Below are 14,825 nucleotides of genomic sequence, written 5' to 3' on the forward strand. Positions count from 1 at the left end.
TGTGAGTTGGCGCTCAATGCGTGGCGTCGAGTGCCAGGTTCAGTTCCAGGACGTTGACCCGAGGCTCGCCAAGGAACCCAAACAGCATGCCTTCAGAGTGTTCGGCGATCAGTTGATGAATGCGTTCGATGGGCAGGCTGCGCACCCGCGAAATTCGACCCGCCTGATACAGGGCTGCGGCGATGCTGATATGCGGATCAAGACCGCTAGCCGAACTGTAGACCAGGTCGGCGGGCACCGTGGCGGTGTTCCCGGGATCGGCTGCACGCAAGGCATCGATGCGGCCCTTGATCGCGTCCGCCAGTACCGGGTTCAGAGGCCCCAGGTTTGACCCCGATGAGGCTGCCGCGTTGTAGGGCATGGGGCTGGTTGCAGACGGGCGACTCCAGAAATGCCCGGGATCGCTGAAACCCTGGCCGATCAATAACGAACCCACGATTTTGCCATCCCGTTCGATCAGACTGCCTGCGGCCTGAGAGGGGAAGGCCAGCCTGGCGATCCCGGTCGTGACCAGTGGATAGGCCAGGCCCGTGATCAGCGAAAGTGCAATCAACAGGGTCAACGCCGGACGCAGCAGGGAAGCCATGACAGTGCTCCTTCAAGTCAGACCGACGGCAAACAGCGCCATGTCGATCACTTTGATGCCAATGAATGGAACGATCACGCCACCCAACCCGTAGATCAACAGGTTGCGGCGCAACAGCAAGGCCGCACCGACCGGGCGATACCTGACGCCTTTGAGCGCCAGGGGGATCAGGAAGATGATGATCAACGCGTTGAAGATTACCGCTGACAACACCGCCGAGTTCGGGCTGGTAAGGCCCATGATGTTGAGTGCCGCGAGCTGCGGGTACGTGGTGACGAAGGCTGCCGGTACGATGGCGAAATATTTGGCGATGTCGTTGGCAATCGAGAAGGTGGTCAGCGAACCTCGGGTCATCAGCATCTGTTTGCCGGTTTCCACTACCTCGATCAACTTCGTCGGGTTGCTGTCCAGGTCCACCATGTTGCCGGCTTCCTTGGCGGCCTGAGTCCCCGAGTTCATGGCCACGGCGACATCCGCTTGGGCCAGTGCGGGGGCGTCGTTGGTGCCGTCGCCGGTCATGGCTACCAGCCGACCTTCGGCCTGATAGCTGCGGATCAGTTCGAGCTTTTGTTCGGGCGTCGCCTCCGCCAGAAAGTCATCGACCCCGGCTTCGGCGGCGATAGCGGCGGCGGTGACCCGGTTATCGCCGGTCACCATCACCGTCTTGATCCCCATGCGGCGCAGTTCGATGAAGCGCTCCTTGATACCGCCCTTGACGATGTCCTTGAGTTCGATCACGCCCAGCACCTTCACCCCATCGGCAACCACCAGCGGGGTACTGCCCCGGCGCGCCACTTCCTCAATGCTGGTTTGCACCGCCTCGGGAAAGCTGCCGCCCAGACCCTGGACATGCTTGAGGATCGCCTCGCCAGCGCCCTTGCGTATTTGCCGGTCGCCCAGGTTCACGCCGCTCATGCGCGTTTGCGCCGAAAAGTGCACGAAGTGGGCGTCGAGTGCGCCAATGTCGCGCTCCCGCAGATTGAAACGCTGCTTGGCCAATACGACGATACTGCGTCCCTCGGGGGTTTCGTCGGCGAGGGAGGCCAGTTGCGCCACATCCGCCAGTTCGGCCTCCTTGTGCCCCGGCGCCGGTATAAATGCCGAGGCGTGACGGTTGCCCAGCGTGATAGTCCCGGTTTTGTCGAGCAACAGCACATCGACATCTCCGGCAGCTTCAACGGCGCGACCGGAGGTGGCTATCACGTTGGCCTCCATCATGCGGCTCATACCGGCCACACCGACTGCCGATAACAGGCCGGCAATGGTGGTGGGAATCAGACACACCAGCAGAGCGATCAGGACGGTGATCGAGACCGGCATGCCAGCCTTCGCCACGGCAACACCAAACAGCGAGAAGGGCAGCAGGGTCACCGTCACACCGAGGAACACAATCGTCAGCGCGACCAGCAAAATCGACAGGGCGATTTCATTCGGGGTCTTTTGCCGCTTGGCGTTCTCGACCATGGCGATCATTCGGTCGACGAAGGTCTCGCCGGGATTGGTGGTCACGCGCACGACAATCCAGTCCGACAGAACCCGAGTCCCGCCCGTTACCGCCGAGAAATCGCCGCCACATTCGCGGATCACCGGGGCCGACTCTCCGGTGATGGCGGACTCATCCACCGAGGCTGCGCCTTCGATCACTTCGCCGTCGGCGGGGATCACCGAGTCCGCCAGGTCACCGGCTTCAACCACCACCACGTCGCCCTTGCACAGGTCGCTCGACTGAGCCAATTGCCACTCGGCACCGTAATGAGGCTCGCGCAGTTTCTTGGCCCAGGTTTCCTTTTTCAGGTCGCGCAGAGACGCGGCCTGAGCTTTGCTGCGGCCTTCGGCCAGGGCCTCGGCGAAGTTGGCGAACAACACGGTGAACCAGAGCCACAGGGCAATCGCAAGAATGAACCCTGTGCTGGCCTCACCCTTGCCGCCAAGGGCTTGTGCCCACAGCGCGGTGGTGATGATTGCGCCGATATAGACGACGAACATCACCGGGTTACGCCACTGGGTCCTGGGACTGAGTTTGCGCATCGATTCAACCATGGCAGGTCGTATGAGTTTGGGGTCGAACAAGGAGAACGCTTTGCGGGTCATGTTCGTGATCTCACTTGATCATGATGAAGTGTTCAACGATGGGACCCAGCGCGAGCGCCGGTACGTAGTTCAACAAGCCGACCAGCAACACGGTGCCGATCAGCAGCACCACGAACAGCATGCCGTGGGTGGGCATCGTGCCTGCGGTAACTGCCAGACGTTTCTTGGCGGCCAGGCTGCCGGCGACTGCAAGCACTGGCACGATGACGCCGAAGCGGCCAAACCAGGTCATGAGGGCCAGCATCGTGTTGTAGAACGGTGTGTTGGCCGACAGGCCGGCGAATGCGCTGCCGTTGTTGTTGGCCGCCGAGGTGAAGGCGTAGAGAATTTCCGAAAAGCCATGGACTCCGGGATTGGCGATCCCCAGCCTGCCGGCCTCGGCCATGACGGCGATGGCCGTACCAAACAGCACCAGCAATGGCGTCACCAGAATCGCGATAGCGACCATCTTCATCTCGTAGGCTTCGATTTTCTTGCCCAGATACTCAGGAGTACGGCCGATCATCAGACCGGAGATGAACACCGCGAGGATGGCGAACACCAACATGCCGTAAAGGCCTGAGCCGGTGCCGCCGAACACCACCTCGCCCAGTTGCATCAGCACCAACGGCACCGCGCCGCCCAGTGGAGTGAACGAGTCATGCATCCCATTGACTGCACCGCAGGAAGCCGCCGTGGTCACGGCTGCGAACAGGCTGGATGCACTGATGCCGAAGCGCACCTCCTTGCCTTCCATGTTGCCCGCCGCCGTATCGATGCCCAGCGCTGAAAATTGCGGGTTACCGATGTGTTCGTAATGGGTGACAGCCACCACCGCGATCAAGAAGATGATCGTCATCGTCGCCAGCAGCGCCCAGCCTTGGCGTATGTCGCCGACCACATGGCCAAACACGAAACACAGCGCCGTTGGAATCAGGAAAATCGCGATCAACTGCAAGAAGTTGGTAATGGCGGTGGGGTTCTCATAGGGGTGGGCCGAGTTGGCGTTGAAGAAACCGCCACCGTTAGTGCCCAGCATCTTGATGGCCTCTTGTGACGCCACCGGCCCCATGGCAAGGGTCTGCTTGTCACTGCTGATGCTTTTCAATACGGGATTGCCTTGCGCATCAAGGGTCGGCTGACCGGCGTCATTGAGCGCCGGAACCTGGTACTGCATGACCTCCATCGTCGTGACTTCCTTATAGGGGTCAAGATTCTGGATCACGCCTTGGCTCACGAAGAACAACGCGAAAATCAGCGACAGCGGTAACAGCACCCACAAGGTGATGCGCGTGAGGTCGGTCCAGGCATTGCCGATGCTGTCCGCACTGTGGCGCGCGAACCCGCGAATCAGGGCAATTGCCACCACGATACCGGTGGCGGCGGACAGGAAGTTCTGCACGGTCAGCGCGAGCATCTGGGTCAGATAGCTCATCGTTGCTTCGCCGCTGTAGGCTTGCCAGTTGGTATTGGTGACGAAACTGGCAGCAGTATTGAATGACGAATCCGGACTCACGGCGCCCATGCCTTGCGGGTTAAATGGCAGAACGCCTTGCAACCGTTGTAGTGCATAAACGACCAACAAACCCAGCGCATTGAATACGATCAAGGCGAGTGCGTATTGAAGCCAACTCATCCGGGTTCCTGGTTTGACCCCGGCAAGGCGATACAGCGGCGACTCAATTCGCGAACCGAAGGTAAACCGGCCTTCCATCACGGTGGTCAGCCAAAGGCCAAGAGGCCAGGCCAGAATGCCGAGCGTCAGAAGAAAAGCCCCAAGCAGGACCCAGGCTTGAATAGTCACAGGAAGTCCTCCGGAAACAGCAGCGCGCAGACGAGATAAACCAGCAACCCGGCCGCTATCAGGCTGCCGAATAGATAGAAGCCCGTCATGACCGCCTCCTGTTAAGCGCCGCACAGCCACGCGCCAGGCCCACCAAGCTGATAAAAAACAGCGCTGCGAGTACTAAAAAGATGAAGTCCATGGCATTCCCTCCAGCAATGAAGGAAGCCTAGTTTGATGGCTAGTAAATTGTTAAAAGGATTGGGGGCGAAAAAATAAAGATCTTATAAAGACCCAGGATAGTGCGGCTGGATCAGGGGCAGTTAGTCAGAGCTGCTCATAGTGTTCTCCCGTGGAAATTGTTCCGGAGGATAAAATATCTTTCGCGGAGCTCAAGGCGCTCTACGATTTCTTTACGATTCTTTTGGTTAATTATACGAAGCTATACGTGAGCGAAGAAAATTAGCTCAACGTGTTGGTCCTTCTTTCCACAACCAATGATCGCCCGGCATTCTCTATGTCAAAAATCTACAGCTATGCCCGCGTGAATGGCTCCTTGCTATCGAACCTGAACGCTCGCCTGGATCACCCACAATCCCAATAACGCCAGAACAGCAAAGCCTGCGCCCATCAAGAAGGTGCCTTGGTAGCCTACCGTATCCCACAGCGCCCCGGCGATCACACTGGCCAGCAGCAAGGTCAGCCCGGTCAACAGATTGAACATGCCGAAGGCCGTCCCGCGCAGTTCAGCCGGCGCGCTGTCGGCGACCAGGGCGGCGAATATCCCTTGGGTAAAGCCCATGTGCAGCCCCCATAGCACGACGCCGACGACCAGGCCACCGATACCCGATGCGAAGGCCAGGGTCAGATCGGCAGCGACCAGCAATAACAGGCCTGCGCCGAGCACCGCCACGCGGCCGACACGATCAGACAGGGCGCCTGCGGGATAGGCTGACAGAGAGTACGCCACCCCCATCAGCACAAGCACCGCTGGCGCCCACATTGGCGCCAGCCCGACGGCATGACCGCGCAAGATCAGAAAAGCTTCGCTGAAACGCGCCAGGGTGAACACCGCGGCGACACCCACCACCCACCAGTAGCCGGCGCCCAGTCGGGCCAGTTCCCGCCGGCTCAAAGGCGCACGCACCCGGCGCGTCCCTTGCGTTTGTCTGGGCTCATGAACGAACACCAGCAGCACCGCGACGGCAAGGAAGGCCGGAATAACAGCTACCCAGAACACGGTCTGGAAGTGGTTCGCGGTCAGCCACATCAAGCCGATCGCCAGCAACGGCCCCAGGAATGCCCCCACGGTATCCAGCGTCTGACGCAAGCCGAAAGCCGCCCCCCGAATGGCCGGTGGCGTGATATCGGCGACCAGCGCATCGCGTGGGGCGCCGCGAATTCCCTTGCCGATACGGTCGATAAAGCGCGCACCGATCAGCCAGTCCAGCGAGCCCGCCAAGGGAAAGATCGGCTTGGACAGCGCCCCCAGCCCATAGCCCAGCGCCACGAGCAGTTTGCGCTTGCCCAATCGATCACTGAGTGCCCCGGAGAATACCTTGGTGATCGAGGCCGTAGCCTCGGCTATGCCCTCGATCAGGCCCACCGCCAGAACGGAAGTACCCAGTACTGTCACCATGTAGAGCGGCAACAAGGCATGGATCATCTCTGAGGAGATGTCCATCAACATCGAGACGAAACCCAGCGCCCAGATGCCGCCAGGCATGGTGCGCCAGCCGTTGCGGGTTGACGTCTGCTCGACCGGCGCGGTAACCGACGTGTCACCCGACGGGTCAGTGGTTTTCATCATGAGCCTCGAACACGTGGCAATGAGTCATTTACAGGGGAATGCCTCTCGGTGTGCCTGAATCGCCAGTGCCACTTCCGGCAGGTTCAACTGGTTGGGATGGGCCTCCAGATACTTGACGACGATTCCCACGCTTTCTTTGTTGTTGACTGCCCGTGGAACGCAGATGCGTTGTTCTTTTGGCAAGAGGTCGGCGTATGCGCTCAGCGTCTGGCGAACGCCTTGGACCAGCCCGATGCACAACCCGCTTTCAAAAGCACTGTAGTCGTCAGTTGGAATCTTCTGACCGATCATTTTGCACGCCACCAGCAAGTTGTTCCCATCTGCCAGGGCCAGACCACAACCCAGCAACGATACCAATGCGACCAGTCCCGTTCGTTTTATCAAAGTGCATTCTCCCATGACCCGGGAGAAGCTAGCCGGTGCGATTGCAATATTGAAGGACAGATAAACATAAGCGATTACCGCATAAGTATTTCGCAAGGCTCCGTGCCAAAGGCCAGTGTCTGTATCAGTTCAGGCCGCGGTTTTGGCTCGATCATATCCGCCGCGCGCCCTATTGGACCGTAGAGTCCTGGCTGACCAGGTAAGTTTAGTTTCAGTACAAAAAAGGGCCATGAGGCCGTCTCTTCGGATTTTCGAGTGTTCACCGGGTTTCAAAGCGACGCTGGAAAAAGAAAAACGATACCGGTTTGGGGGGCAGGAATACCCAACGTTGGGGGCTGGCGCCTATAGGGCGGTCATGATCATCATCAGGTTCACGTGCTGCATCAACTCCGTGATCGCCACCAGGCTACCTGTCTGCATAAGTGCCAGCAGCATCACATGGAGTGATGCGGATGCCAGGTAATCAAGAAGATCCGTGTCCTGAGTAAGGCTCTGCGCGATGCCCATCGCCGTAATCGTTGCCGATGTGGCAACTGCGCCTGCTGCTAACGCTGTCATCACCATCGCAGGCGCTGCCAATACAGCCATCGAAAGTGTCACTGCCGGGTCCAGCGCCATGGATCACCTCGTTTCTCGATTCCGCCCATCTACCCGCAAATGCAAAGCCTGAGCCACTGGCCGGAATCTGCGTAGCCGACCGGGTACATCTGCAGAAATCAGGTCATGGAACTGGTGCAACGGACTGAAGTCCACAACGCTGCCTGGTCAGAGCAGATGCTGTTCGATCCATTGCGCGACGGTGGTTGTTTCGATCTGTCGCTCGACGTTGTAGCTGCGCGACTTGTCCCTGCGGGCTGCCCCGGCCAATGACGTCATAGTCCACGCCGAACTGCCATGGCACGTAACGCTTCACGTCGGACTGCAACGCGGCGCGGGTCAGTTTCAGTTGCGTCCCGGCACCGGCGACGAAGCCGAGACAACTGACCACGGTGTCGAAGGTGCTGAACATCGCGGCGAGCTGACTCACCGAGTCGTTCACTGTATCGCCCGCAAGCACCTCGATGCCCAGTGCGTTCAGTTCCTCCAGGGTTATGCGTTTATCCTCGGACGCGGCGTCGAGGCCCGAAGCTCGCAACATCACACTGACACCATTGATCAACGATCAGAAGAAGGCACAGACGTGATACCGCATGACGAAATGAGTGAAGAAGAGGTGATACGCCGGTCGCAAGCCGTGTGCGATGCGCTCAGCGCCGAGGACGACGGCCTCAAGCGCGAAGTGCTGACTCACGCGGGCAATCGCTGGTCGCTGGGAATCGTCCACACCTTGGGAGTGGCAGGGAAATTGCGTCACGCCGAAATCGGTCGGCGCCTGCCGGGCGTCACGCAACGCATGCTGACCCGCAGCCTGCGGCAACTGGAGCGTGACGGGTTGATTGTGCGTTTCGACCACGGCGAGGTGCCGCCACGGGTCGATTATGAGCTGACGCCGCTGGGGCGCAGTTTTCTGGCGCGCATGGTGCCGCTGTGGACGTGGCTACTGGAAAACGCCGAAGGTTTTCGCTCCGCAAGGGTCCGCTTCGATGCTGAAATTCAATCCGGGAACCCTGATGCAATCAGATCAAAGACTTCGCCAGGTTCTTGATTGATCAGCGTTACCGGCCGCCGCGACAGTCACGTGGCCTGCAATACAACCTGCGGCCGCCTGTCTGCGACGCAGAGCTTATTCGTGGTGCGGCTCGCCGAGGAAAGTCAGCGAACTGAACAAGCTCTGCTTGTCTACCGGCGCACCTTTGGCCATCGGCAGTGTGACTTGGGCGGCGATGATATTCAGGCCTTCGTTGCGCACCTTGATGCGGGCGCGGCCATCCTTGTCGGTCTTGCCGCTGATTTCATGGGGTGCGCTGCGGTAGTCGCCATAGAGTTCGATATCCGCAGCGGGCCTGCCGTCAACCAGCACCTGCACTTGCAGTTCCTTGCCAGCGCCGATCTTCAGCGGGTCGCTTTGAGGGATGATCGCCAGGCGCAACATGTCCAGCTTGGGCAGGCGCGCGCCTTCCTGATAGATCGCCAGGCTGTACTTGAAGCTGTGGGTCGACGCGATGGCGTTCTGCACCTGGGTACGGTCTTGATTGACCCATCGCTTTTCCGGGGTCTGCGACCAGGGGCCGTTGTCCAGTAACACCGCCATGACCGCCGGTGGACGCAGCGGTTGCAGGCGGGCGTGATCTGCCAGGCGCTGGACGGTCACGGGGATCATTTTGCCGGCCATATCGAAGGCCCAACCGCTCTTGATCTTCTCGGCTTTGAAGGGGCCGTCTTCGGCGCCATGGCCGTACACCACCTCGATGTTGCCACGGCGTTCCTCGGTCCACAGGCCGTGGGCGCCGGCCTGTGTGGTCATGACCAGAGCCAGTGCGGCGGCGATTTTCAGTGACGATTGCATAGTGATTCCTTTCGATCAGAGGTTGAGGGTCAGGCTGACGCTGAGGTTGCGCGGATCGCCTGGCGTGACCCAGGCGCTGTTGTAGGAGCGTTCGTAGTACTTGCGGTTGAACAGGTTGTTGAGGTTCAGCCCGACCGTGAATTCCTCGCTGGCTTTGTAATGGGCGAGCAGGTCGAGGGTGCTGTAGGAGGGGAGGGTGAAATTGCTGCCGGCCTGGCCCGAGCGCTCGCCCACGTAACTCACGGCTGCGCCGATATCCGAGCCCCGCAGGACGCCGTTCTGGAACTCGTGCACCGCCATCAGGCTACCGCTGTTGCGGGCGATGCCGAGCAGGTCGCTGCCTTTGGGGATGGCCGCGTCGCCCTTGGTCACTTCGGCGTCGATGTAGGCGTAGGCGCCGATGACACGCAGGGCATCGGTGACCTGGCCGCTGAACTGCAGGTCCAGACCCTGGCTGCGGGCTTTGCCTGCGGCAACGCTGTCACCCAGGGCGTCGGTGGTGATGACATTTTCTTTATCGATGTGGAACAGGGCGATGGTCGCACCGATGCGGCTGTCGAAGAGATCGAGTTTCAGGCCGCTCTCATAGCCCAGGCCCTTTTCAGGCTTGTAGACCTGGCCCTGGGTGCCTACGGTGTTGGGCTTGAACGAAGTGGAGCCGTTGGCGAACACGCCGACCTGCGGCGTCAGTTGATAGAGCAGGCCGATGCGCGGGGTGGCGACGTCCTTTTCCTGGCTGTTGCTCACGCGCGTGGTCCGGTTCAGCGAGGTCTGCTCGATGCGCTCCAGGCGCACCCCGATCAGCCCACGCAGGCGTTCGGTGAAAGCGATCTGGTCCTGGAGGTTGAGGGCGTAGCTCTCGGTGTGCTCGAAGAAGTCGTTGGCACGGGTCAGCGCCGGCTTGGGCTGACCGTACACCGGCTTATAGATGTCCAGGCCATAGCTCAGCAGCGTGGCACTCTGGGGATACTTCTGGCTGTTGCGGTAGTTCTCGTATTCCAACCCCGTCAGCGTCTGATGCTGCCAACCGCCGAGCTCGAAGTGTCCGTGTAGCTCGGCCTGGGTGATGGAGTCGTTCCACTCGAAATCACGCTCGCGGTAGAAACGGCTGATGGTCGTGCCGACCAGGGCTTGGGGTTCCGAACTCGCGCCCTTGAGCGTGCCTTGGGTGTAGTGGTTGGCCAGGCGCAGTTTCCAGTCTTCGCTCAGGTAGTGCTCCAGCGCCAGGTCGATGGTCTGGTTGTCGTTGCGGATCTCGCCGTCGTTGGGCTCGCCGACGAAGGTCGAGCGCTTGACCGAGCCCAGTTCACCATTGACCGCAGGAATACCTCGGTCGAACACCGATTCGGTGCGGGAAAACTCGGTGTCCAGCATCAGCCGGGTGTCCGGCGAAATCTGCCAGCTCAGCGACGGGCTGACGATGCGTCGTTCGTTGCCGACGTGGTCGCGGAAGCTGCCGTTGTCCTCGACCGCCAGGTTGAACCGCGCCAACAGGTTGCCCTCGCTGTCGAGCGGGGTGTTGACGTCCAGGTTGCTCCGATAGCGATCCCAGGTGCCAGCGCTGAAACTCAGGGTGCTGAAGGCTTCGGGCTGGGGGCGTTTGGTGACGATGTTGACCAGGCCACCGGGGTCGCCACGACCGTAGAGGCTGGCAGCCGGCCCCTTGAGTACTTCAATGCGCTCGATGTTGGAGGTATCCGGCGAGCTGTAGCTGCCGCGGTTGATGGCGAAGCCGTTCTTGTACAGCTCGCCCGTGGTGAAGCCACGTACGCTGTAGTTGAGAAAGGTCAGGCCGCCGAAGTTGTTCTGTCGCGCTACGCCACCGGCGAAATCCAGGGCACGGTCGATGCGGGAGGTATTAAGGTCCTGGATCACCTGGGCGGAAACGACGCCGATGCTTTGCGGGGTGTCACGGATGTCCGTGTCGGTGCGGGTGGCCGTGGCCGAGCGAGTGGCGCGATAGCCACGCACCGGCCCGTCCGCGCGCTCCTCGACAAATGAATCGGTGATCGAGAGCTCGTCCAGCACCAGGGTTTCGGCCGCTGATAGCGGTGGTTCGAATAGCCCGAGTGTGAGTCCTGCCAGCAGCGGCGCGTAGTGTTTCAAAATGGGTTCTCCATTGAATATGTAATAACATAACATTTATCAAGCGGGAGACACTACTGCTGTTGTAGCTCGAATGGCTGAGCGCGAGTTGACCTCTCTCTACGATCCGAACTTGTCATCTTTGCGCTAAAACGTTAGGGTCGATTCATGACTACCTATCGTCTCATCTCGACTACCACCACCACGACCGCCGACGGCGGAGCGTGCGAAGTGTCGTGATCCAATAGCAGACAAACTTCAAAGGCCCGCCAGCGATGGATAGGGCCTTTTTTGTGCCCGTGCGTCGCTGGTTCACGCAAGGAGATGCACATATGTACGCCCTGTTGATACTCGATATCCAAGTCGGGCTGGTTCATGGCCCAGACAAGCCATGGCGCTGCGAAGCGCTGTTGCAAACCTTGAATAACCTCATGGACAAGGCGCGCGCCGCCGGTGCTCCGATATTTCTGGCTTGCCACATCGGGCCGGCGGGATCTCCCATCGAACAGGGCAGTCCGTTAACGATGGTTGCTCAGGAACTGAAGTTGCTGGGCGGTGAAGTGGTGTTCGAAAAACAACGGCCCAATGCGTTCGCCGGGACCGACCTGGCGAGCAGTTTGCGGTCTTGGGGCGCTACCGGCGTTGTGGTCACCGGGATGAAAACTCAATACTGCGTTGACAGCACCTGCCGCGCTGTACGTGACCTTGGTTTCGACGCCGTACTGGTCGCCGATGGCCATTCCTGTGCAGACACTCCCGACATGAAGGCTGAGGCCATCGTCGCTCATCACAATGCGACACTTAATGGGCCGTTCTGCCAATTGGTTCAGTCTGAGGATTGGTACTTTCAGTAGATTTGCACTATCGGAAAACTCGGCGTTTGTACCGCTGGTCAAAACGCGATGGATTGAGGACTTTCGATGCGCTAGCCGGCCGCTTACGGCGGTGCACCGTACGTCAGGGCACCGTAGGCATCGAAGATGTCGAAGTACTTCTCGTCGGTGATGTTGTCGGCAGACAACACTTCATTGAAGGGCCACCTGGCAAAGCGCTGGCCGACTTTGCAGCGCATCACCGGGTCGATGTGATCGTCATGGGAAATGCGCATCGCCAGGGACTGGGCAAATGGGTGGGCAGTACGACGGAGCATGTTCTGTATCAAGTGCCCTGCAACATTTTCGCCGTTACGGGGGTCTGCGGATCAGTGAGTGGATTCGCTATTAATTCAGGAACCGCGACAGCTCGCCGCGCATGAGCACTACATTCATACAAATTTCGGCAACACTGTTTGTCCCACCGATCGATTTTTACCGGAGGCATCAACTCTTAATATCGTCTCGAAGCCGCCAGCAATCGGGCTGATGCGGTCAACTCAACGAGACGGTGAACAACATGAACATGAAGAAAATGGCGCTGGTCTTGATGCTTGGCAGCTTGGGCGCAAACGCTTATGCGGACACGGCGCAGACGAAGAACATGCCGGTCGAAACCTACGGGTACTCGACGAAGCTCGACATCGAACACGTGATCTCGATCACCGAACCCGCGAATGAATGCGCACCGGTGCCGGTTCAGATGACGTATGAAGATTCTCATGGCGAGCGGCATGTGCTGCAGTATCAGACGATGGGTACTGGCTGTTCCAATTGAGCCCGGTGCAGACGAAGGAGGGTCGACACTCCATATCTGTTGCACTCAGGTGTTTTTTGCTCCGACGATGTCTTCATCCGATGCCAGCAAGTCCGGGATCGAGTGTTTGAGAAATTCCACCCAGGTTTTAGTCTTCGCATCGACGAACTTGCGCGACGGATAGATCGCGAACAGGTTCAACTCCTCCAGCCGGTACTCCGGCAATACCCGCACCAACGATCCCGCCCTCAGGCCGTTCACGGCCGATGCTATTGGCTGAATGCCGATTCCCATGCCTTTTTCGATCGCGATGGTCATGCCGTCGGCGGTGTTGATGTGAAAGGGCGACAGCGCAATCGTGATGGTTTCCATACCTTGCGGGCCTTCGAAGGTCCAGTTCTCGACCGGCATGACCGTGTTGACGATCCGCAGGCACTCATGCTCGCAGAGCGCGCCGGGTGTGTGCGGGACTCCGCGTTTTTCCAGGTAGGCCGGCGCTGCGCAGAGGATGCTGTAGGTGATGCCGAGGCGCTGGGCGACGAAGCCCGAATCCGGGAGGTCGCGGGCCAGCACGATGGACATGTCGTAGCCTTCTTCCAGCAGATCCGGGAGGCGGTTGGTCAGGGTCAGGTCGAACATGACTGTCGGATGGATTTCCCGGTAGCGGGCGATGGCGTCGATGACGTAATGGTTACCGATGGCCGACATGGCGTGGATCTTCAAGCGGCCGACGGGCACGGTCTGGGCGGTTCCGGCTTCCTCGTCGGCTTCGCGTACGTCGTCGAGGATTTTTTCGCAGCGTTGCAAGTAGCGTATGCCGGCTTCGGTGAGGGCGAGGCGGCGAGTGGTGCGGTTGATCAGGCGCGTGTGCAAGCGGGCCTCGAGGGCGGAGACGGCTTTGGAGACATTGGTCGTGGAAGTATCAAGCAGCTGCGCGGCGGTGGTGAAGCTGCCGGTTTGGGCGACGACGATGAAAAAGCGCATGCTCTGGAAGACGTCCATCATTTCGTCCCAGGAGTCAGGTGGGAAAAGTATAGGGGGCCGCCTCGGAGAGACCGGCCCTTTTTTCGTTGTCACCTTTTACCCGGAATAAAGCCGGGTACGCCGGTCTCGACCACCGAATTGAATCGAATCCGGGTGCTGATTTCTTCCTTGATCTCACGCATCGCCCGGTGCGGCAGTGTCGCAATATCGAAGTTCTCCTGGATATGGCTTGGCGTCGCCGAAGTCGTCAGGAAAGCGGTGCCGCGTTGTACCGCCCACGCCAGCGCCACTTGCGCCGGGGTGTGTTGCACATGCCGGGCGATGCCGGTGATCACCGGGTCTTCCAGCACATTCGGCTCCATCCCATGCCCCAGCGGTGCAAAGGCCAGAACAATGATCCCGTGCTGTTTGCAAAATTCCAGCATCTCCCATTCCGGCAAATACGGGTGCGATTCGATTTGCACCACCGAGGGTTTGATCCGTGCCGCGGCGACAATCTCCTTCAACGCATCCAGGGTGATGTCCGAGAGACCAATGGACTTGCAGCGGCCTTCATCCACCAGGCTTTCAAGGGCGCGCCAAGTGTCGAGCAGGGTGATTTCGCCATCGTAGATGACATGTCCGAAAACGTCCCGTGGATCCTGATCGTCGCCGGGCTGGAAGGCGAACGGCGTATGGATCAGGTAGCAATCGATGTAGTCGAGCTGCAGCCGTTGGCAGCTCGCTTCGAATGCCGGTCTGACCCGCTCGGGGCGGTGGTTGGTGTTCCACAGTTTGGTGGTGATGAACACGTCCTCGCGGCGGATGCTGCCGGCGGCAAAAACTTGCTGGAACGCCACGCCGATCTTGTCTTCGTTGCGATAACGCTCGGCGCAGTCGAAGTGGCGAAAGCCCACTTCGAGCGCGCATTTGACGGCTTCGGTGGTGGTGCCCAGGTCGCGGAACAGCGTGCCGAATCCCACGGCGGGCATCGAACCCGCACCGTTGTTCAGCGGCAAGCGTGTGTCGCGAAGTTCATGGTGAAAGGCTTCGTAGGTCATGTCAGTTC

General features: G+C 59.7%; 15 protein-coding genes and 1 pseudogene. 4 read left to right on the top strand and 12 right to left on the bottom strand.

Annotated elements, in window-relative coordinates:
• Nucleotides 1-13: 13 nt before the first annotated feature.
• From kdpC to ACA067_RS14555, 8 genes are all read right to left on the bottom strand, one after another.
• Nucleotides 14-586: a potassium-transporting ATPase subunit KdpC gene (kdpC, locus tag ACA067_RS14520; protein ID WP_497462401.1), complete on the bottom strand. Its 573-nt coding sequence runs from the start codon at nt 584-586 to the stop codon at nt 14-16.
• Between the two features lie 12 nt (nt 587-598).
• A complete protein-coding gene (gene kdpB / locus ACA067_RS14525) occupies nt 599-2,677 on the bottom strand; it encodes a potassium-transporting ATPase subunit KdpB (protein WP_497462402.1) in 2,079 nt (692 codons plus the stop codon).
• A 10-nt stretch (nt 2,678-2,687) separates the two neighbouring features.
• Nucleotides 2,688-4,460, bottom strand: a complete 1,773-nt coding sequence (gene kdpA / locus ACA067_RS14530) for a potassium-transporting ATPase subunit KdpA (protein WP_497462403.1) — start codon at nt 4,458-4,460, stop codon at nt 2,688-2,690.
• On the bottom strand, nt 4,457-4,549 hold the full coding sequence (gene kdpF, locus ACA067_RS14535; protein ID WP_349294113.1) for a K(+)-transporting ATPase subunit F: 93 nt from the start codon (nt 4,547-4,549) through the stop codon (nt 4,457-4,459). The genes kdpA and kdpF overlap by 4 nt, the downstream gene beginning before the upstream one ends.
• A 449-nt stretch (nt 4,550-4,998) precedes the next feature.
• Nucleotides 4,999-6,246, bottom strand: coding sequence for an MFS transporter (locus ACA067_RS14540; RefSeq protein ID WP_497462404.1), 1,248 nt, complete (start codon nt 6,244-6,246; stop codon nt 4,999-5,001).
• A gap of 27 nt (nt 6,247-6,273) precedes the next feature.
• Entirely contained in the window at nt 6,274-6,729 is a 456-nt protein-coding gene (locus ACA067_RS14545; RefSeq protein ID WP_497462405.1) for a Rap1a/Tai family immunity protein, read from the bottom strand.
• A gap of 246 nt (nt 6,730-6,975) precedes the next feature.
• Nucleotides 6,976-7,251 carry a hypothetical protein gene (locus ACA067_RS14550; RefSeq protein WP_497462406.1) on the bottom strand — a complete coding sequence of 92 codons (276 nt, stop codon included), beginning with the start codon at nt 7,249-7,251 and terminating at the stop codon, nt 6,976-6,978.
• Nucleotides 7,252-7,354: 103 nt separating this feature from the next.
• The gene (locus ACA067_RS14555) at nt 7,355-7,771 is read right to left on the bottom strand and encodes a hypothetical protein (RefSeq protein ID WP_497462407.1); all 417 of its coding nucleotides are present in this window, start codon (nt 7,769-7,771) and stop codon (nt 7,355-7,357) included.
• Between the two features lie 60 nt (nt 7,772-7,831).
• On the opposite strand from ACA067_RS14555, the gene ACA067_RS14560 reads away from it, so the two are divergent.
• The gene (locus ACA067_RS14560) at nt 7,832-8,278 is read left to right on the top strand and encodes a winged helix-turn-helix transcriptional regulator (protein ID WP_497462408.1); all 447 of its coding nucleotides are present in this window, start codon (nt 7,832-7,834) and stop codon (nt 8,276-8,278) included.
• 78 nt (nt 8,279-8,356) lie between these two features.
• Here ACA067_RS14560 and ACA067_RS14565 read toward each other — a convergent pair whose 3' ends face one another.
• Nucleotides 8,357-9,079 (bottom strand): DUF4198 domain-containing protein, encoded by a 723-nt coding sequence (locus ACA067_RS14565; RefSeq protein ID WP_497462409.1) that lies wholly within the window; start codon nt 9,077-9,079, stop codon nt 8,357-8,359.
• 15 nt (nt 9,080-9,094) lie between these two features.
• A complete protein-coding gene (locus ACA067_RS14570) occupies nt 9,095-11,185 on the bottom strand; it encodes a TonB-dependent siderophore receptor (RefSeq protein ID WP_497462410.1) in 2,091 nt (696 codons plus the stop codon).
• A 311-nt stretch (nt 11,186-11,496) separates the two neighbouring features.
• Between ACA067_RS14570 and ACA067_RS14575 the strand changes: the two genes are divergently transcribed.
• The 3 genes and pseudogenes from ACA067_RS14575 to ACA067_RS14585 all read left to right on the top strand — a co-directional run bounded on the left by ACA067_RS14575 (nt 11,497) and on the right by ACA067_RS14585 (nt 12,814).
• Nucleotides 11,497-12,018: an isochorismatase family protein gene (locus ACA067_RS14575; RefSeq protein WP_497462411.1), complete on the top strand. Its 522-nt coding sequence runs from the start codon at nt 11,497-11,499 to the stop codon at nt 12,016-12,018.
• Between the two features lie 161 nt (nt 12,019-12,179).
• A pseudogene (locus ACA067_RS14580) lies at nt 12,180-12,419 on the top strand (universal stress protein); the annotation flags it as partial.
• Nucleotides 12,420-12,556: 137 nt separating this feature from the next.
• A complete protein-coding gene (locus ACA067_RS14585; protein ID WP_497462412.1) occupies nt 12,557-12,814 on the top strand; it encodes a DUF2790 domain-containing protein in 258 nt (85 codons plus the stop codon).
• Between the two features lie 45 nt (nt 12,815-12,859).
• On the opposite strand, the gene ACA067_RS14590 is transcribed toward ACA067_RS14585, so the two are convergent.
• Nucleotides 12,860-13,795 carry a LysR family transcriptional regulator gene (locus ACA067_RS14590; RefSeq protein ID WP_497462413.1) on the bottom strand — a complete coding sequence of 312 codons (936 nt, stop codon included), beginning with the start codon at nt 13,793-13,795 and terminating at the stop codon, nt 12,860-12,862.
• Nucleotides 13,796-13,866: 71 nt separating this feature from the next.
• Entirely contained in the window at nt 13,867-14,817 is a 951-nt protein-coding gene (locus ACA067_RS14595) for an aldo/keto reductase (RefSeq protein WP_497462414.1), read from the bottom strand.
• Between the last annotated feature and the right edge of the window lie 8 nt (nt 14,818-14,825).

It is taken from the genome of Pseudomonas sp. LBUM1674 (genome assembly GCF_059695635.1).

What these genes read in the sequence shown, in the direction of transcription:
- ACA067_RS14560 (WP_497462408.1), top strand. Translation starts at nt 7,832, where the DNA reads ATGAGTGAAGAAGAGGTGATACGCCGGTCGCAAGCCGTGTGCGATGCG.
- ACA067_RS14575 (WP_497462411.1), top strand. Translation starts at nt 11,497, where the DNA reads ATGTACGCCCTGTTGATACTCGATATCCAAGTCGGGCTGGTTCATGGC.
- ACA067_RS14550 (WP_497462406.1), bottom strand. Translation starts at nt 7,251, where the DNA reads ATGGCGCTGGACCCGGCAGTGACACTTTCGATGGCTGTATTGGCAGCG.
- ACA067_RS14540 (WP_497462404.1), bottom strand. Translation starts at nt 6,246, where the DNA reads ATGAAAACCACTGACCCGTCGGGTGACACGTCGGTTACCGCGCCGGTC.
- ACA067_RS14555 (WP_497462407.1), bottom strand. Translation starts at nt 7,771, where the DNA reads ATGTTGCGAGCTTCGGGCCTCGACGCCGCGTCCGAGGATAAACGCATA.
- ACA067_RS14585 (WP_497462412.1), top strand. Translation starts at nt 12,557, where the DNA reads ATGAACATGAAGAAAATGGCGCTGGTCTTGATGCTTGGCAGCTTGGGC.
- ACA067_RS14595 (WP_497462414.1), bottom strand. Translation starts at nt 14,817, where the DNA reads ATGACCTACGAAGCCTTTCACCATGAACTTCGCGACACACGCTTGCCG.
- kdpF (WP_349294113.1), bottom strand. Translation starts at nt 4,549, where the DNA reads ATGACGGGCTTCTATCTATTCGGCAGCCTGATAGCGGCCGGGTTGCTG.
- kdpB (WP_497462402.1), bottom strand. Translation starts at nt 2,677, where the DNA reads ATGACCCGCAAAGCGTTCTCCTTGTTCGACCCCAAACTCATACGACCT.
- kdpC (WP_497462401.1), bottom strand. Translation starts at nt 586, where the DNA reads ATGGCTTCCCTGCTGCGTCCGGCGTTGACCCTGTTGATTGCACTTTCG.
- ACA067_RS14590 (WP_497462413.1), bottom strand. Translation starts at nt 13,795, where the DNA reads ATGGACGTCTTCCAGAGCATGCGCTTTTTCATCGTCGTCGCCCAAACC.
- ACA067_RS14565 (WP_497462409.1), bottom strand. Translation starts at nt 9,079, where the DNA reads ATGCAATCGTCACTGAAAATCGCCGCCGCACTGGCTCTGGTCATGACC.